The organism is Chryseobacterium formosense, from assembly GCF_900116415.1.
Lineage (GTDB): Bacteria > Bacteroidota > Bacteroidia > Flavobacteriales > Weeksellaceae > Chryseobacterium > Chryseobacterium formosense.
This window is the reverse complement of record NZ_FPAP01000003.1, coordinates 781,907-798,501: the sequence shown is the minus strand read 5'-3', so window position 1 is coordinate 798,501 and position 16,595 is coordinate 781,907. Positions and strand designations below refer to the sequence as shown.

17 protein-coding genes and 5 tRNA genes are annotated in these 16,595 nt (G+C 33.6%); 11 read left to right on the top strand and 11 right to left on the bottom strand.

The features are described 5' to 3' along the window. The first annotated feature begins 51 nt into the window (after positions 1-51). Positions 52-381, top strand: coding sequence for a hypothetical protein (locus tag BM371_RS15010; RefSeq protein ID WP_034679412.1), 330 nt, complete (start codon positions 52-54; stop codon positions 379-381). Positions 382-423: 42 nt separating this feature from the next. On the opposite strand, the gene BM371_RS15005 is transcribed toward BM371_RS15010, so the two are convergent. The 7 genes from BM371_RS15005 to BM371_RS14975 all read right to left on the bottom strand — a co-directional run bounded on the left by BM371_RS15005 (position 424) and on the right by BM371_RS14975 (position 2,168). After that, a tRNA-Arg gene (locus BM371_RS15005) sits at positions 424-497 on the bottom strand. Positions 498-632: 135 nt separating this feature from the next. Next, a tRNA-Pro gene (locus BM371_RS15000) sits at positions 633-707 on the bottom strand. Between the two features lie 538 nt (positions 708-1,245). Further along, a complete protein-coding gene (locus tag BM371_RS20815) occupies positions 1,246-1,380 on the bottom strand; it encodes a GIY-YIG nuclease family protein (protein WP_228376810.1) in 135 nt (44 codons plus the stop codon). A 45-nt stretch (positions 1,381-1,425) separates the two neighbouring features. Continuing rightward, complete coding sequence (locus BM371_RS14990) at positions 1,426-1,737, bottom strand: GIY-YIG nuclease family protein (RefSeq protein ID WP_051883056.1); 312 nt, start codon at positions 1,735-1,737, stop codon at positions 1,426-1,428. A 49-nt stretch (positions 1,738-1,786) separates the two neighbouring features. Further along, positions 1,787-1,860, bottom strand: a tRNA-Arg gene (locus tag BM371_RS14985). Between the two features lie 135 nt (positions 1,861-1,995). Then, positions 1,996-2,070: transfer RNA gene (locus BM371_RS14980), tRNA-Pro, on the bottom strand. A gap of 13 nt (positions 2,071-2,083) precedes the next feature. Then, positions 2,084-2,168, bottom strand: a tRNA-Ser gene (locus BM371_RS14975). Between the two features lie 135 nt (positions 2,169-2,303). Between BM371_RS14975 and BM371_RS14970 the strand changes: the two genes are divergently transcribed. The 4 genes from BM371_RS14970 (at position 2,304) to BM371_RS14955 (ending at position 6,864) form a co-directional block, all read left to right on the top strand. After that, a complete protein-coding gene (locus BM371_RS14970; RefSeq protein ID WP_034679413.1) occupies positions 2,304-3,326 on the top strand; it encodes an N-acetylmuramoyl-L-alanine amidase in 1,023 nt (340 codons plus the stop codon). 79 nt (positions 3,327-3,405) lie between these two features. Next, positions 3,406-4,806 (top strand): aspartate ammonia-lyase, encoded by a 1,401-nt coding sequence (gene aspA, locus BM371_RS14965; protein ID WP_034679414.1) that lies wholly within the window; start codon positions 3,406-3,408, stop codon positions 4,804-4,806. A gap of 82 nt (positions 4,807-4,888) precedes the next feature. Next, positions 4,889-5,743: a glycosyltransferase family 2 protein gene (locus tag BM371_RS14960; RefSeq protein ID WP_034679415.1), complete on the top strand. Its 855-nt coding sequence runs from the start codon at positions 4,889-4,891 to the stop codon at positions 5,741-5,743. A 92-nt stretch (positions 5,744-5,835) separates the two neighbouring features. After that, positions 5,836-6,864, top strand: a complete 1,029-nt coding sequence (locus tag BM371_RS14955; protein ID WP_034679417.1) for a hypothetical protein — start codon at positions 5,836-5,838, stop codon at positions 6,862-6,864. Here BM371_RS14955 and BM371_RS14950 read toward each other — a convergent pair. The 3 genes from BM371_RS14950 to BM371_RS14940 all read right to left on the bottom strand — a co-directional run bounded on the left by BM371_RS14950 (position 6,857) and on the right by BM371_RS14940 (position 9,918). Continuing rightward, positions 6,857-8,332, bottom strand: coding sequence for a lipopolysaccharide biosynthesis protein (locus BM371_RS14950; protein WP_034679419.1), 1,476 nt, complete (start codon positions 8,330-8,332; stop codon positions 6,857-6,859). The genes BM371_RS14955 and BM371_RS14950 overlap by 8 nt on opposite strands. A gap of 9 nt (positions 8,333-8,341) precedes the next feature. After that, positions 8,342-9,136: an FkbM family methyltransferase gene (locus BM371_RS14945; protein ID WP_034679420.1), complete on the bottom strand. Its 795-nt coding sequence runs from the start codon at positions 9,134-9,136 to the stop codon at positions 8,342-8,344. Positions 9,137-9,240: 104 nt separating this feature from the next. Then, positions 9,241-9,918, bottom strand: a complete 678-nt coding sequence (locus tag BM371_RS14940; protein WP_034679423.1) for a DUF2461 domain-containing protein — start codon at positions 9,916-9,918, stop codon at positions 9,241-9,243. A gap of 273 nt (positions 9,919-10,191) precedes the next feature. Here BM371_RS14940 and BM371_RS14935 point away from each other — a divergent pair, with 273 nt between their 5' ends. The 3 genes from BM371_RS14935 (at position 10,192) to BM371_RS14925 (ending at position 13,868) form a co-directional block, all read left to right on the top strand. Next, complete coding sequence (locus BM371_RS14935) at positions 10,192-11,913, top strand: DEAD/DEAH box helicase (RefSeq protein ID WP_034679424.1); 1,722 nt, start codon at positions 10,192-10,194, stop codon at positions 11,911-11,913. Between the two features lie 158 nt (positions 11,914-12,071). After that, positions 12,072-12,710, top strand: a complete 639-nt coding sequence (locus BM371_RS14930; RefSeq protein ID WP_034679426.1) for a DUF47 domain-containing protein — start codon at positions 12,072-12,074, stop codon at positions 12,708-12,710. A 15-nt stretch (positions 12,711-12,725) separates the two neighbouring features. Then, positions 12,726-13,868, top strand: coding sequence for an inorganic phosphate transporter (locus BM371_RS14925; RefSeq protein ID WP_034679427.1), 1,143 nt, complete (start codon positions 12,726-12,728; stop codon positions 13,866-13,868). 60 nt (positions 13,869-13,928) lie between these two features. Here the strand turns inward: BM371_RS14925 and BM371_RS14920 are convergent, their stop codons facing one another. Next, complete coding sequence (locus tag BM371_RS14920) at positions 13,929-14,261, bottom strand: helix-turn-helix domain-containing protein (protein ID WP_034679428.1); 333 nt, start codon at positions 14,259-14,261, stop codon at positions 13,929-13,931. A gap of 161 nt (positions 14,262-14,422) precedes the next feature. Between BM371_RS14920 and BM371_RS14915 the strand changes: the two genes are divergently transcribed. The 3 genes from BM371_RS14915 to BM371_RS14905 all read left to right on the top strand — a co-directional run bounded on the left by BM371_RS14915 (position 14,423) and on the right by BM371_RS14905 (position 16,580). Further along, positions 14,423-14,713, top strand: coding sequence for a hypothetical protein (locus BM371_RS14915; protein ID WP_034679430.1), 291 nt, complete (start codon positions 14,423-14,425; stop codon positions 14,711-14,713). A gap of 52 nt (positions 14,714-14,765) precedes the next feature. Beyond that, on the top strand, positions 14,766-15,530 hold the full coding sequence (locus tag BM371_RS14910; protein ID WP_034679432.1) for a GLPGLI family protein: 765 nt from the start codon (positions 14,766-14,768) through the stop codon (positions 15,528-15,530). 78 nt (positions 15,531-15,608) lie between these two features. After that, the gene (locus BM371_RS14905) at positions 15,609-16,580 is read left to right on the top strand and encodes a polyprenyl synthetase family protein (RefSeq protein ID WP_034679598.1); all 972 of its coding nucleotides are present in this window, start codon (positions 15,609-15,611) and stop codon (positions 16,578-16,580) included. Positions 16,581-16,595 lie beyond the last annotated feature (15 nt).

Below are 16,595 nucleotides of genomic sequence, written 5' to 3'. Positions count from 1 at the left end.
TAAATTTGAAACCACTGTATATTTACGGTGGTTTTTAATTTTAGAATTGTAATGAGATATGAAAATTTTAATTATTCAGATAAACGGGAAATATTAAAACTTTTAAAAGATAATAAAAATGTTATTGAAGTTATTATAGGTGCGGTCAATAATATTGATGATCAGGAATGGTTGGAGAAATTGTGCTTAAAATATATTTTAAATGATGACTTTGGAATATCTCGCGCAGCAATTTATAGTATTGGTGATATTGCAAGAATTTTTGGTAATCTTTTGAATAGAGATCTAATAGAAGAGAAATTTGCTCAAGTTAAAGATGAAAAACTCAAATATGTAATTTTTGATGTTAAAAGTGATTTTGAAATATTTTTAAAAGACTAGTATTAGATAAAAAAACTCACAACTTCTGTTGTGAGTTTTAAGTGAGCGCGAAAGGATTCGAACCTTTGACCGTCTGCTTAGAAGGCAGATGCTCTATCCAGCTGAGCTACGCACCCATTTTGCAATTTTTAAGAAATTACTGAAAACTTTTTAAGTGGTAGTATCTAAATTTCACCGTTCCGAGAATCGGAATACACTATCCAGCTGAGCTACGCACCCATTTGTAATTTTGAGAAAATTACCGAAAACTGTCGGGGCGGCAGGATTCGAACCTGCGACCTCCTGGTCCCAAACCAGGCGCGATGACCGGACTACGCTACGCCCCGATTGAGGTCATCTTTTAACAAGAATTACCTTGTTTTTTGTGGGTGCAAAGATAGCAGATTTTTTTATAAAACAAAATAAAATTCAAAATAATTTTTTGTGAATATTTATTGATTGGTTCTCTGCAATTTTTACTGTATTAATAATCATTGGATTATCCGGAGCTAGCACGAGAAAAGAATTTTTATATTTTTAAAATTGAAACTTGATAATCTTCAATTTTAAAGATATTCATTTATTCTAAAAATCTAAAGGAACCTAATTTTTCAATTTTAAGGCTAACAAAAATGACGTAGAATATTATAGACAGAAAGCTATATTGTAATGATAAACAAAAAACCTCATAATGAAAGTTATGAGGTTTCAGTGAGCGCGAAAGGATTCGAACCTTTGACCGTCCCGATTAAAAATCGGGATGCTCTATTTACTTGAACTTTCGATTAATTTTAATATTTTAGACTTGCTTTTCCATGCTTTTATTTCAAGCTCTCTTTTATATGCATCAGATTTGGAATCATAGTTTTCAGAATACACGATAATTCAATCTTTGGCTTTATCAGTAAAACCTGTATGGTTTGAAAGATGCTTTCTTAGTCTTTCCTGTAAATCTTCACAGGAGTGCCCAATATAATATTTGTCTAAAGATTTTGAATAAAGAATATAGCAATAACACATATAAGCTAGTAAAACAAAAAACCTCACAACGAAAGTTATGAGGTTTCAGTGAGCGCGAAAGGATTCGAACCTTTGACCGTCCCGATTAAAAATCGGAATGCTCGATTTACTTGAACTTTCGATTAATTTTAATATTTTAGACTTGCTTTTCCATGCTTTTATTTCAAGCTCTCTTTTATATGCATCAGGTTTGGAATCATAGTTTTCAGAATACACGATAATCCAATCTTTGGCTTTATCAGTAAAACCTGTATGGTTTGAAAGATGCTTTCTTAGTCTTTCCTGTAAATCTTCACAGGAGTGTCCAATATAGTATTTGTCTAAAGATTTTGAATAAAGAATATAGCAATAACACATATAAGCTAGTATAACAAAAAACCTCACAACGAAAGTTATGAGGTTTCAGTGAGCGCGAAAGGATTCGAACCTTTGACCGTCTGCTTAGAAGGCAGATGCTCTATCCAGCTGAGCTACGCACCCATTTTGCAATTTTTAAGAAATTACTGAAAACTTTTTAAGTGGTAGTATCTGAATTTGACCGTTCCGAGAATCGGAATGCTCTATCCAGCTGAGCTACGCACCCATTTGTAATTTTGAGAAAATTACCGAAAACTGTCGGGGCGGCAGGATTCGAACCTGCGACCTCCTGGTCCCAAACCAGGCGCGATGACCGGACTACGCTACGCCCCGAAAGAAATAAATGCGGAGGGTAAGGGATTCGAACCCTTGCGACACTTTCGCGTCGACAGTTTAGCAAACTGCTCCGTTAACCACTCCGGCAACCCTCCTTTTTATTTATATTTTAAAGATCTTTGTTCTGTTATTGCGAGTGCAAATATAGAATAGATTTCTTTATTTACCAAATAAAATTCAAGAAAAAATTACGTATTTTTACGCTAATAAACGATTAAAAAAGTAAACTAATGCGTAAGACATTATATATCATCGGCTTAAGCACGTTGGTTTTTTCGTGTACTTCACAAAAAAATATTAAAAAAACTACGTACCGACCTAAAACAGTGACTTCACAGCCAAAATCTGTAACAAAAACCGACTCTGTAGAGAAACCTAAACCTAAAATTACAAATGAGCATGGCGTAGAATTTTTCACAACAAATATTGCTGATGCTACAAAGAATGACAATACGATTAGCTACGGTTCAATTGTATCAGCAAAACCAGCAGGTTACAAAGTAGTGAAAACGCATTTTCCTGCGATTGCTCAAAATTTTAGACAGAAATATCTGATCTTACATTATACCGTTTTACCTGATGATAAATCTGTTGAAGTTCTTACGCAGCAATCGGTAAGCGCACATTATCTTGTAAATAATCTTGGAGATAACGAAATCTATCAATTGGTGGATGAAAACAAACGATCTTATCATGCAGGAGTAAGTGCATGGCGTTCAGACAAAAATCTTAACGACACTTCCATAGGAATTGAAATTGTAAATATGGGATACACTGCAGATGCAACTGGTGCGAAAATTTTCCAGCCTTTCAGTGATGAACAGGTCAAAAAGGTGGCAGCTTTAGCAAAAGATATTGTTACAAGATACCAAATTCCTGCAACTAATGTTTTGGCGCATTCGGATATTGCCCCGACAAGAAAACAGGATCCAGGCCCGCTTTTCCCATGGAAAAAATTATATGATGAATATCAAATAGGAATGTGGTATGATGAAGCAGCAAAACAAACGCTTCTTACCACTGCACAAACCGATATTTCTACAAGATATAATGAGCCGGCATTTATATTTTTAGCTCAGACTGCTTTGCAAAAGTTTGGTTATGACATTCAGCCGAGTGGAAAATGGGATGATGTTACCAAAAAAACTATTGAAGCACTGCAGTATCATTTCCGACCACAAAATTATGACGGAATTATGGATGCCGAAACTTGGGCAATTCTTCAGGCTTTAAATCAAAAATATTCTAAGTAAGGTTCATATTGAGGGTGAAAATTTAAATATTGTACGTAATTTTCAATCTCAAACTTAGCCTAATACTCAAACTTATTTTATGGAAAATTTCAGAAAAGAAAGTGATCTTCTCGGAGAATTAAACGTTCCTATCAATGCTTATTACGGAGTTCAGACGCAAAGAGCGATTGATAACTTCAAAATTTCAGGACAGCTTTTGTCGTCATATCCGGAATTTATCAAAGGTTTGGCTTTCGTGAAAAAAGCGGCGGCAAAAACGAATTATGAGCTGGGACTTTTAGATGAAGATTTATATTTTAAAATTGCAGAAGCCTGCGATGAAATATTATTAGGAAAACTGCACGAACAGTTTCCTGTAGATATGATTCAGGGAGGGGCAGGAACTTCTATTAACATGAATGCCAATGAAGTGATTGCCAACCGTGTTTTAGAAAAATTAGGAAAAAATAAAGGTGAATATGAATTTTGTTCACCAAATGATCATATCAATCTTTCACAGTCTACCAATGACGCTTATCCAACTGCAATCAAGATGGGGCTGTTGCAAATGAATGCTACTCTTGTTCAAAAGCTTGAAAGTATTGTTGTCGCTTTTCGTGAGAAAGGAAAACAGTTTCATGATGTAATCAAAATGGGTCGAACTCAGCTTCAGGATGCAGTTCCGATGACAATGGGGCAGGAGTTTGAAGCATTTGCCGCAACCTTGGAAGAAGATATTTCAAAATTAAATAATAACGCCAATCTTTTTGTCGAGGTTAATATGGGTGCAACGGCAATCGGAACAGGAATTAATGCTCCTGTAGGCTACGCAACGCTTTGTGCTAAAAATTTAGCTGAAATTACAGGTTATCCTGTTGTATCTGCACCGGATTTGGTCGAGGCAACGCCTGATACGGGGTCTTATGTGATTTATTCATCAGCAATGAAACGTCTTGCCGTGAAACTTTCAAAAATCTGTAACGATTTAAGATTGCTTTCTTCAGGGCCAAGAGCGGGATTGTCTGAAATCAATCTTCCGCCAATGCAGCCGGGTTCTTCGATAATGCCTGGAAAAGTAAATCCTGTAATTCCGGAAGTTGTAAATCAGGTTTGTTTTAAAGTAATCGGAAATGATCTTACCGTAACTTTCGCCGCAGAAGCAGGCCAATTGCAGCTGAATGTAATGGAACCTGTGCTTTCTCATGCCATTATGGAAAACATTCATTTCCTTTGCAATGCATTAGATACCCTTCGTGACAAGTGTGTTGTCGGAATTACCGCCAATAAAGAGGTTTGTCTGAATATGGTAAAACACAGCATCGGAATTGTAACCGCTCTGAACCCTTACATCGGATATAAGCAGTCTACAAAAATCGCGAAAGAAGCTTTGGAGACAGGGAAAAGTGTTTATAATTTAGTTCTTGAACAAAGTTTGCTTTCACAGGAAAAATTAGACGAAATTTTAGATCCTGTAAACATGCTTAAACCGCATAATAAATAATATTAAATGGATATTCATAAGCGATAATTGACGTACTTTTGCAGTTGTCAATTATCGCTATATATTTTTAAACTGATTCAGCTTGAAATTTCTCATCATTATTCCTGCGCACAACGAAGAAAATAATCTTCCATTTACTTTAGATTCTTTACAGCAGCAAAGTTTTAAGGATTTTAAAGTTGTCGTTGTAAACGATGGCTCGACTGACGGAACTTCTGAAGTGATCAAAAAATATACTGAAAGCGATTCCAGATTTGAAACTATTAATTTGCAAAAATCAGCTCATCAACCGGGCTCAAAAGTTGTTGCAGCATTCAAAAAAGGATTACAAACGCAGGTTATTAATGAATTTGATATTATCTGTAAATTCGATTCGGATATTATTTTAAATGAAAACTATCTTCAGATCGTTGCGAATGCTTTTGTAGAAAATCCGGATTACGGTTTGGTTGGCGGACTTTTATATGTTGAAAAAAATAGCGAATGGGTTTATGAAGGGAATTCCAATAAACATCATGTTCGCGGCCCGATGAAAGCATACAGAAAAGAATGTTTTTTACAAATGGGCGGTTTGCGTGAAACTTTGGGCTGGGATAATATCGATGCAATTTTACTGCAAAATTTAGGCTGGAAAGAAATAGTTTTGCCTGAATTGCACGTTAAATTAATTAAAGTAAAAGGGGCAGATTATACGATAAAACCAGCAGATTATTACGGAAGATATTTTTATTTTTTAGGTTTAAACCGATTCTTAACCTATGTTGCATCTGCAAAAGAAGCCATGAAAATAAAATCGCCTTCATTTCTATTTCAGATTATCAGTTCGTATGAAAAATGCAAATCTCAAAATCTTGAGCTGAAAATTTCAAAAGATGAACAAAAAGTAATTAATCAGCAACGTTGGAATCAGTTTAAAAAGAAGTGGTTTAAAATGTGATTCTTTTGATTCAATAGAAATGGGCTTTAGCCTATTTACAAAAACAAGAATTTTCCATTGGCTTTAGCCAAAATATAAGATCTAAAATTTCAATGAAAAAAATAGCCTACATAGAAATCGATACGCATGCGGAAATTGCTGCAGATTTTTTGGATTTAATGAAAGATTCAAAAGCGTTTTCTGTAGATTATTATTTTTCTGAAAAGATTAAAAAACAAATTCAAGGGAGTTCTGAAAATATTTTTTTGTCAGATAGCTCAATGATTTTGGATCAGTTGCAGGCAAAGAACTATGATTTAATCATTATCGGAACCGTACATCGTTATTTCAATACTTTTCTGAATGTCACTCAGAAATACAAAACGGCGGTGATTGTTCATAATCTTAATTTTTCGAAAGCTTCGCGATTAGACTTAATTAAAAATATTTTCAAGGAAGATATTATTTATCGACTGAAATTGTGGTGGAAAGAAGGATTATTTAATGCTTCAAAAGTTTATAAAAAAGCTAACCAATTATTGGTTTTGGATCAAACTTTTTCATCTTCAGAATATCAGTTTTTACCACTTTTTTATACTAAAGATTTTTACCAGAATAAAAATGAATTTTTAACGATAGTCATTCCGGGTGGAGTTTCTCAAAAAAGACGTGATTATCAACGTGTTTTAAACGTTATCAAGAATTCCGAAGAATCAAAAAAAATAGAATTTGTACTTCTTGGAAAAGCAAAAGGAGAGGAGCTTGAAAGCATAGAAAAAGTTGCAGAGAAATTTAATGTTACATATTTTACTGAAAGAGTTTCTCAGAAAGATTTTGAAATCTGGATGAAAAAAGCTGATGTTCTTTGGTGTCCGATTCAGCAGAAAACACGGTTTTTCAGTCAGGAAGAAATCTATGGTAAAACAAAAATGACAGGAAATATCGGTGATGCCATTAAGTTTGGTAAAATGGCTGTTTTTCCGAAAAATTATTCTTCAAATCTTGGCTTTATTATTCAGGAAAAAGAAAATATCATTCAGCAATTTGATGAATTAAAAAACTTGAAATATGATTTTCAGCAGGATTATAATAAAGAAATTGTTCTCAGAAATTTAGAAAATCTTCTGTTTAGACTTATTTAAATTTCAGGATACTTTTGATGAAATTTCTATTGATATACTGCTCAATCGGGAATATTTTGGTGAAATGATTTCCAATAAAAATCAATAATAAAACAACTGCTGGTTTGTAGACCAAATTGATGAAATTATTCTCGAAAACCGGCAGCACAATCGCAACCGTAATCGCCAAAGTACAGATGATCGATACAAAAATCATTTCAATTGAAAAAGGTGAAACTTTAAACATAAAATAATTGAAGATCACTTTTATCAAATTATAAGTTGTCACAGAAATTGCTGTCGATAAAGCAATTCCAATCAATGAAAGGTCGGTATAATGAATGAAATACCAGTTTAGCCCAATCGTTAATCCTGCCAATAAAAGCATCACAATAATATTGAATCGGTAGTATTTTGAAAGTGAAATAATGTTTCCGTTAAATCCTGTAGCCAGATCCATCAAAACTGCAGAACCCCAAATCCAGATGACTGGTTCATACATTCTCAGCATATCACCTTTATTAGGCATAAAATGAGTTAAATATGGGAATCCTACCATGATACAGCCAAACAAGACAGCACCAAGAAAATAAATGGTTAATGACGTTTTTTTATGAAATCTGTCGAGTTCCAGCATGTCGCCGTCGGCTAAATTCTTTCTGATAATCGGTGCGGAAATATTAAATAAACCCAGTTGCGGAATAGAAATCAAAGAAATAAGAGCTAGTAAAATACTGTAAATCGCAATCTCCTCCTCACCAATAAATTCACCGATCATATAGTTGTTGATTGCCATATGATTTCCAAAAGTTCCCAGAAATCCGAAGAAGCTGTAAGCTGCAAATTCTTTATAAAAATCATCTTTTTTAAAATAATCTCTACTAAAATCAAAGCTTATTTTTTCAAGTTTGTTGGTATAATAAATATATCCAGAAAGCATCAAGGCAAACATTCCAAAGAAAAAAGCGAGTGCAATCTGTTCCGAAAACTGAAAGTAAAAGAAAAGGCAAAACGAACCTAAATTAGCCAGTTTTGGTAAAAGATTATCAAAAATATTAGAAACAACAATTCTTTTGTAATTCGAAATGTATTTATTTAAAATGGCACACAATGAAAGTGTGAGAACAAGAGGGAGAATATATTTTTTGTTCTCCCAGATTTTCATTTTTGTAAAGTCGGGAAAGAAAGTAGGAATTAGAAAAAAAATGAGCAGGAAAACAATAAAATTAAAAAAAACCAAAGCTAACGAAAGCGACAGCATATTCTGATGTTTGTCGTCGTCATGAGTTTTCCCAAAAAATTTCACATTAGAATAAGAAATTCCTAAAACAACGAAAGGAACCAGCATTTCTGCAGCAGACATAATGTATCGCAGTGTTCCGTAAAAAAACAGATCATTTGTAAAAATGAAAATGGAGAACATCCCGATCAGGGTTGCCGTATAACCAATAAGTGAATACTTAAAACCCTGCCTTGCAACTACACTCATACTTAGATTTTAGGAATTTTTAGGAATAAAAATAATATTGTTGATGTAGTCGGTTTTGTTTTTTTCGTCGCTGATATTTCTGACTAATATTTCTTCAGTAAGTTTTTCAAGTATAAATGTTTTCCGGTTTAAATAATGGGCTTCAAAACCCCAGTTTTCCACTTCGGAAATTTCGTTCCAGATGGGTTGTTCGTGGTGTCTTTGTTCCATTTCAACCATCAAAGTCGGTCTGAACTGCTGTATTGTGCTTTTTCCACCAAAAAGGGTTTTCATTTCGTTTCCTTCCACGTCAATTTTAATGAAATCAATTTTTTGGATGTTTTTTGATTTCGTCCAATCATCCAGTTTTACGACTTCTACAGTTTCGGTGTAACTTCTTTCTTCTCCTTTTTCTTTATATTCCGTATTTAGTGTTCCTCTTGAAGCAACCATTTTTCCCTTGATGATCGGAACTTTAAATTGTGCCATTGTATTTTCGTCGGAAAGTGCCACAGAAAAAATGTTCATCAACGGAAAAAGTCTTTTCAGTCTGATGTTTAATTTTTTATTAGGTTCAAAAGCATAAATGTTCTTGTGATTCAGCTTGTTTTCAAACTGATACAGGAAAGTTCCTACATTGGCGCCAATATCGAAAATAACAGTGTCGTTTTGTAAATATTCTTTAATCCAAACCAGCTCCGGCTCAACATTTCGTCCTGAAAAGTTTTCTTTTGTAAGGTTTTTTAAATTTTTAAAATACCTCTGTTTATAAAAACCCGGACTAATGTACTGTAGTTTTTCCGCTAATTGCTGGTATAAAGACATGGTGTGAATATTTGAAGGCCAACAAAGGTAATGAAAAATGTTAAATTGATGTTAAAAAATGATATTTATAACGAATTGATTATCAATAGTTATTTGGTTAATGTCTAATTTTGAGTATTTAAAATTGGGGTATCCAGAAAATCATTCAGAGGTTTTGCTGCTTCAAAGATTTTTGCAACACTTTTTACTGCATTTTTATTAGAAAGTTCTTTATTGGTGATGTTATGAACACCAATGTAACTTTTCAGTTTTAAATATTCTGCCATTGGATCTTCTTTTTCAAAACCTTGCGGAACATTTTTCAGTTTATTCTCGTCGTCGAGTTCTCCGTAATATTTTTTGAAATCTTTATCTTCAATGGTCTTCATGAAATCATCTTTAAATAAAGAAATTTCTTTTCTGATTTGTTTTAAAATAGGGGAGTCGGGTAAATAAATTCCGCTTGCTAAAAAAGATTTTCCGGATTCAACGTGTAAGTAAAATCCTGATTTTGAATTCATTTTTCCCATTCCCAAAGAAGCCCCGAAATAGGTTTTGTAAGGTGTTTTGTCTTTTGAAAATCGGGTGTCACGGTAAATTCTGAGTAATGATTTTTTGGCATCCAGTTTTAATAGATCTTCATCAAATTTTCCCATTTCGGAAATAAGTTCTTCTATAAAATCCTGAAAATCTGTCTGTGCTTCAGTAAAAATATTTTTGTTTTCATTAAACCATTCACGGTTGTTGTTTTTTTCAATAAGATTAAGAAAATCAAAAACTTTTGCAGAAAGATGAGATGCCATAATTTATATTTTTATCAAATGTAAATAATTATATTGAAAAGAAAATAGTAGAAATTTTTCAATGATCCATAATGATAAGTATTAAAATTGTATAATTCTATAATGACAATTATTGTTGAAAAATTTTTAAATTAAAAATAAAAAAGATGTAGTTTTTTTGATTAAATATAAAAATGATTAGGGTTTTCTAAAATAAAATTATCAATTCGTTAATATTATATAATTTAATATTCAAATAAAAATTGTATCTTTGCAAAAATTTTATAATATTTAATGAATTTATTTACGGAAACCAATTTAAGTCCTGACATTCTTAAGGCAATTGGCGAACTGGGTTACGAAAGCCCGACAGAAATCCAAAAACAGACTATCCCTTTTATTCTTTCAGATATTCGCGATCTAATCGCACTTGCGCAGACAGGGACAGGCAAAACAGCAGCGTTTTCGCTTCCGATTTTGGATATGATTGACGATACGAGTCGCAAAATCCAACTTTTGGTGCTTTGTCCGACACGAGAATTATGTCTTCAGATTACAAAAGACATCAAAAATTATTCAAAATACATGCAGAACATTAAGACTACAGCAGTTTATGGTGGAAGCAGTATTATGGATCAGATGCGTTCTTTAAAGGAAAAACCGCAGATTATTGTAGGAACTCCGGGAAGAGTGATCGATTTGATCAACAGAAAAGCATTAGACTTTTCAGCAATTCACTGGTTGGTTTTAGACGAAGCAGATGAAATGCTTTCAATGGGTTTCAAAGACGAGTTGGAAACAATTATGAGTACTACTCCTGAAACCAAGCAAACTTTCCTTTTCTCTGCTACAATGAGCAAAGAAGTAGAAAGAATTTCTAAAAATTATCTTACAAAACCTCACCGTATTTCTGTTGGTTCTATTAACGAAGTTAAAAAGAACATCAAACATGAATATTATGTGGCAGGTTACCGTCAGAAAAAAGAGGCTTTGAAGAGATTGATCGATTCGAATCCTAATCAATATTCAATTATTTTCTGCCGTACAAGAATGGAAACTCAGGAAGTTGCTGATTTCCTGATGCAGAATGGTTATGCAGCAGATGCACTTCATGGTGATCTTTCTCAGGCGCAGAGAGATACGGTAATGAAGAAGTTCAGACTGAAAAACATCGATATTTTGGTGGCAACAGACGTTGCGGCGAGAGGTTTGGATGTAAATTCACTGACTCACGTTGTACATTATTCTTTACCGGATGATCCTGAAGTATTCGTTCACAGAAGTGGTAGAACAGGTAGAGCTGGAAAAGATGGTATTTCTATTTCTTTGATTAAACCTGAAGAAAGCAGAAAGCTGAAGCAGATAAAATCGACAACTAAAATTGAGATTAATGAAGCTAGAATTCCTACCGGAGAAGATATTATTAAAGCTCAGGTTGGAGGTGTTTTCGAAAGTCTTTTTGAAGTTCATGAAGATTTCTTTGAATTTGATGATTCTTTGATTCCTGATTTATCAGAATTTACCAAAGAAGAATTGGTGCACAAATTACTTCAGTTCCAATTGAAAGATCTTGCTTTGTATTATAAAGACAGACATGATCTTCTGGAGCAGAAAATGAGCAGCAGAGATGATGACAGAGGAGGAAGAGGAGACAGAAGAGATCGAGACAGAGGTAGAGACCGTGACCGTGACAGAGGGCCAAGAGGCGATCGTGACGGTAGAGGCGAGAGAGGCAGAAGCGATCGTGGTGGTAAGCCAAGACAAAGAGATGAAAATATGACGAGATTTTTCTTTAATCTTGGTAAAAAAGACCAATTGAAGAAACTTGACGTTTTAGAAATCATCAACAAAGCAACTTCTAGCAAAGGAAACAAGAGAGCGGAAATCGGTAATATCGAGATCCTTGAAAAATTCTCATTCTTTGAAGTTGAAAAATCGTACAAAAACGAACTTTTAGGAAATATTTCTTCAATGAAATTCAAAGGAAAAGATATGAGAGCTGAAGAAGCTAACTAATCTTCTCTTTATACCATACAACGAGCCGGCAATAATGTCGGCTTTTTTGTTTAAATGTGAACAAAAATTCCTTCAATGTGAACAAAAATTAACGCGGGAAGCTTTTTGATAAGATGCTTTTTTAGGAAATTTGCACACGAATTTATAAATACTATAAAATGGGAATTGGTAATATTTTCCACGCTTTTCAACCGAAAGATAAAATCTTTTTTGTACTTTTCGAAAAAGTTACAGATAATCTGGTTGCTATGTCTAACGATTTCAACCACGGAATCAAGGATTTCGATCTGAATGACGATTCTATGTTGAAACTGATGAGCGACTATGAGCATAAAAATGATGAACTTACTCACGAGATTTTCGTTGAATTGGGGAAAAACTTCATTACTCCTTTTGATCGTGAAGATATTCACACTTTAGCAACAGGTTTAGATGACATCGCAGATTACATCTATGCTTCTGCAAAATATATTTTCCTTTATAAGTCTCCTTTGATGAGAGCTTATGCAGATTTTTCTCTATTGATTCACAAAGCTTGTCTTGAGATTCAGAATGCGATGAAAAATCTTAAAGGGTTTAAAAACATGGAACAGGTGAAAGAAGCTTGTATCAAAGTGAATTCTATCGAAAACATTGCAGATGACCTTCTTTCAAATTCTATGGTAGAATTGTTTGAAACCAATGATGCAATCAATATCATCAAAGTTTCATCCGTATTAAATTATCTTGAAGTAGTAACCGATAAAGCAGAAGATGTTGCCAACACGATTGAGAACATCATGATTAAATACGCATAAAACAATATAACAGAAATGGAATTTCCTATTTTACTTACGGTTATTATTGCTTTAGCTTTAATCTTCGATTACATCAACGGTTTTCATGATGCGGCAAACTCTATTGCAACAATTGTTTCGACTAAAGTTCTTACGCCATTTCAGGCCGTACTTTGGGCAGCATTGTGGAATTTTGCAGCGTTCTTTATCGCCGTTTATATTATCGGGGAATTCAAAATCGGTAATACGATTGCCAAAACCGTAAACGAAAACTTTATTACGCTCGAAGTAATATTTTCAGGTCTTATTGCAGCGATTGCATGGAACCTTTTGACTTGGTGGTTTGGTATTCCTTCATCATCATCTCACACTTTGATCGGGGGATTTTTAGGAGCAGCTTTAATGCATGCATTTATGATGGATTATCATGAAGTTGTTGCAGCACAACCTGATCTCGGAATGTTTGCAACCATAAAGGAAGCTATCATGAAAGTGACTACGCAAAGCGTTGTGAAATTTGATAAAGTAATCCCTATTTTCTTATTCATTTTCCTTGCTCCGATTATTGGTATGATCATTTCGATCATCATTACTCTTATTATTGTTCATCTTTATAAAAAATCAAATCCACACAAGGCAGATAAAGCGTTTAAGAGACTTCAGTTGGCTTCTTCAGCTTTATTCAGTTTAGGTCACGGTTTGAATGATGCACAGAAAGTAATGGGTATTATTGGTGCGGCTTTAATTTATTATCATGTGAATATGCTTGCAGATCCTCAGTATCTGAATATTCCTACAGCAGAACGTTTTAATTATTTTTCTGAACATTATATCTGGGTTCCTCTGGTTTCGTTTATCGCGATTGCATTAGGAACGATGAGTGGTGGTTGGAAGATTATTAAAACGATGGGGACAAAGATTACAAAAGTAACACCATTGGAAGGAGTAAGCGCAGAGACTGCGGGAGCAATCACGCTTTTCATTACCGATCACTTTGGTATTCCGGTTTCTACAACCCATACAATTACCGGTTCGATTATCGGGGTAGGTCTTACAAAAAGGATCTCAGCAGTACGTTGGGGTATTACAGTAAGCTTACTTTGGGCTTGGGTCTTAACGATTCCAATCTCAGCAATTGTTGCGGGAATTACTTATTTAGTGGTAACGTTTTTAACTTAAACTGAATTTTTCTTAACAATATAAAACTTTGTCTATCCGGGCAAAGTTTTTTGTTTATTCTTATTTATTGACCAATTGTAATATTAAATTGTTTTGCATTTCTACCAAATGATTGATCTGCTCTTGGTTTTTAAAAATATTTTTCAGAATAGCATCAAGTTCAAGATTCCTTTCGGGAATACCGTCATTTTTTTTACCGTAAAAATAAAGAACGTTTTTATTGAAGAAAGTAGAAATTTTTTGAATTAACTTGAAATCTATTTTTTCGACAAAGCCGTTCTCTATTTTACTGAGGTAACTCTGTGAAATTTCTAAGTGGTGAGCCATTTCTGCCTGAGAAATATTTTCAGCTTCTCTTAATTTTTTTATCTTAAAGCCAGTGTCTTTATTCATTATTTGGTGATGTATTGCAAATATATATGTTTTAATGAATTATTCCAAATAAAATGAATTATATTCTTTTTGGAATTGTATAAGGAAAATTTCTTGCTCATCTTTGATAAAAGTATTCGCGAAAAACTTTTAAAAATATTAATTTAAAATTTCAAATTATTATGAAAAAAATGATCTTAATTTTAGCTCTTGGAATGGCGGGAGTAATGAGTGCAAAAGATGTGGTAAAAGAAACCTCTGTTCAAAAATCAGAATCTGAGAACGTTGAAAAAGTACAAAATACTGAAAGTGCAGAAAACCTGACATCGAATAAATCAAAAAAATTATTTAGCAATATTCCTGTAAGAACTTCATGCGGATTGGTTACTTATATAACCTGGGATAGTGATTGGGGACAAGAATGCCTTATAAGTGATATGGAAGCAGCAGATTATATAATGTGTGCCCCTTAATCAAACTAAATGCCCATCATTGATTGATGGGTAATTTATTTATACCAAAATTATGAAAAGACAGATCTTATTATTATTCATTTTTATAGCTAATTTTTCCAATGCACAGAAAATTAGTTTTAATACAGCCTACTTCTACGAATATACTTATCACAATGATTCTACAGATGTAAACAAAGTTAATACAGAAACAACAGTTTTATTGTCAAACCAGAAAGAATCATTCTTTTGCAGCTATGTGAAAATGAAAAATGATTCAATATTGCTGAGCAATGTAAAGAAAGGCAATATGGCCGATTTTAGTACTTTACCAAAGAGCAGGGTCAATCAAAAAGTTTATTCGGACAAATCTCAAAACACTATTTTAATTTATGATAAAGTAGTGAATGCTACTTTTGCTTATACTGAAAATCCTGTAAAATGGAGTTTAGGAAATAGCAGGAAAAAGATTGGAGACTTCGAATGCCAGAATGCATATTGCATAATAAATAACAGAAAATTTGAAGCATGGTTTACAATCTCAATACCGGTAAATGACGGGCCGTACCGATTCAAGGGACTTCCTGGGCTTGTAGTAGAGGTTTATGATGAAAAAAAACTGTTCCATTTTGTTTTAAGTGAAATTAAGAAAGAAGAAATTTCCACTGAATTGCCTAAAAATACGATCTCTACCACTTCTGCTGATTTTAAAAATAAAAGACAGGAGTTTTTTAATAACCCTGCGGAAGTCTCTAAGGTTTATCTTGGAGATCGTGTAAAATTTGATTCAAAAACAGTAAATAGCAATTTTAAAAATTTCAACGTTTTTTTAGATTGATTTATTGCAGAATCGGTGATCATTTTTCCTTTAAAGAAAGCTCAGAAAATTGTATTTTTGTTCAAACTATTAAATTTTATGGAATTTTTAGACAGATACCAAGATATTGTTGCTGATGCGATTAGCAAATATACTTTCAAAGACAAGCCTACGGAACTTTATGAACCAATGAATTATATCATTTCGCATGGTGGAAAACGACTTCGTCCCATCATGGTTTTGATGGCTTGCGATCTGTTTGGAGGCGACCAGAAAATGGCGATAAAGCCGGCTTTGGCAATAGAATTTTTCCATAATTTTACTTTGATCCATGATGATATTATGGATGAAGCACCGTTGAGACGAAACAAACCAACTATTCATACCATTCACGGGATCAATACCGGGATCCTTTCCGGAGACGGATTAATGCTGAAAGCGTACAAGTTTTTTGAAGATCTTGAACCCGAAATTTTTAAAGCATGTGTAAGAATCTTCACTCACACAGGTTTGCTTTTATGTGAAGGTCAGCAATATGATATCAATTTTGAAACCCAGGAAAATGTAACGTTCGATGATTATATCAGAATGATTACGTATAAAACAGGAGTTTTGAGTGCTTCTTCATTTGAGATCGGAGCAATGATTGCTAAAGCTCAGTTTAAAGACGCAAAAGCGATTTTCAATTTCGGAAAACATATCGGTATCGCTTTCCAGATTATGGATGATTATCTGGATGTTTTCGGAGACCAGGCTCAGTTTGGTAAGAAACATGCGGGCGATATTTACGAGAATAAAAAAACAGTTCTTTATCTTTTGGCAAGAGAGCACGGAACGGAGGAAGAGCGTAAAGAATTAGATTACTGGTATTCTAAAAAAACCGATAATATTGATAAAGTTTACGGTGTAGAAAAGATTTTCAGAAGAACAAGAGTGGATGAAAAAGCACTTCGTTTAATTGAAAAGCATAATGAAATCGGCCAAAGTTACTTATCAAAAATTAATGTTCCAGAGGAAAAGAAAAAACCGTTCACAGAACTTGCAAATTACCTTTTGAGAAGAGAATCCTAATTTTCAAATTGGCCC

Coding starts and splice junctions, on each gene's coding strand:
- BM371_RS15010 (WP_034679412.1), top strand. CDS start 52: ATGAGATATGAAAATTTTAATTATTCAGATAAACGGGAAATATTAAAA.
- BM371_RS20815 (WP_228376810.1), bottom strand. CDS start 1,380: ATGTGTTATTGCTATATTCTTTATTCAAAATCTTTAGACAAATATTAT.
- BM371_RS14990 (WP_051883056.1), bottom strand. CDS start 1,737: ATGTGTTATTGCTATATTCTTTATTCAAAATCTTTAGACAAATACTAT.
- BM371_RS14970 (WP_034679413.1), top strand. CDS start 2,304: ATGCGTAAGACATTATATATCATCGGCTTAAGCACGTTGGTTTTTTCG.
- aspA (WP_034679414.1), top strand. CDS start 3,406: ATGGAAAATTTCAGAAAAGAAAGTGATCTTCTCGGAGAATTAAACGTT.
- BM371_RS14955 (WP_034679417.1), top strand. CDS start 5,836: ATGAAAAAAATAGCCTACATAGAAATCGATACGCATGCGGAAATTGCT.
- BM371_RS14950 (WP_034679419.1), bottom strand. CDS start 8,332: ATGAGTGTAGTTGCAAGGCAGGGTTTTAAGTATTCACTTATTGGTTAT.
- BM371_RS14945 (WP_034679420.1), bottom strand. CDS start 9,136: ATGTCTTTATACCAGCAATTAGCGGAAAAACTACAGTACATTAGTCCG.
- BM371_RS14940 (WP_034679423.1), bottom strand. CDS start 9,918: ATGGCATCTCATCTTTCTGCAAAAGTTTTTGATTTTCTTAATCTTATT.
- BM371_RS14935 (WP_034679424.1), top strand. CDS start 10,192: ATGAATTTATTTACGGAAACCAATTTAAGTCCTGACATTCTTAAGGCA.
- BM371_RS14930 (WP_034679426.1), top strand. CDS start 12,072: ATGGGAATTGGTAATATTTTCCACGCTTTTCAACCGAAAGATAAAATC.
- BM371_RS14925 (WP_034679427.1), top strand. CDS start 12,726: ATGGAATTTCCTATTTTACTTACGGTTATTATTGCTTTAGCTTTAATC.
- BM371_RS14920 (WP_034679428.1), bottom strand. CDS start 14,261: ATGAATAAAGACACTGGCTTTAAGATAAAAAAATTAAGAGAAGCTGAA.
- BM371_RS14915 (WP_034679430.1), top strand. CDS start 14,423: ATGAAAAAAATGATCTTAATTTTAGCTCTTGGAATGGCGGGAGTAATG.
- BM371_RS14910 (WP_034679432.1), top strand. CDS start 14,766: ATGAAAAGACAGATCTTATTATTATTCATTTTTATAGCTAATTTTTCC.
- BM371_RS14905 (WP_034679598.1), top strand. CDS start 15,609: ATGGAATTTTTAGACAGATACCAAGATATTGTTGCTGATGCGATTAGC.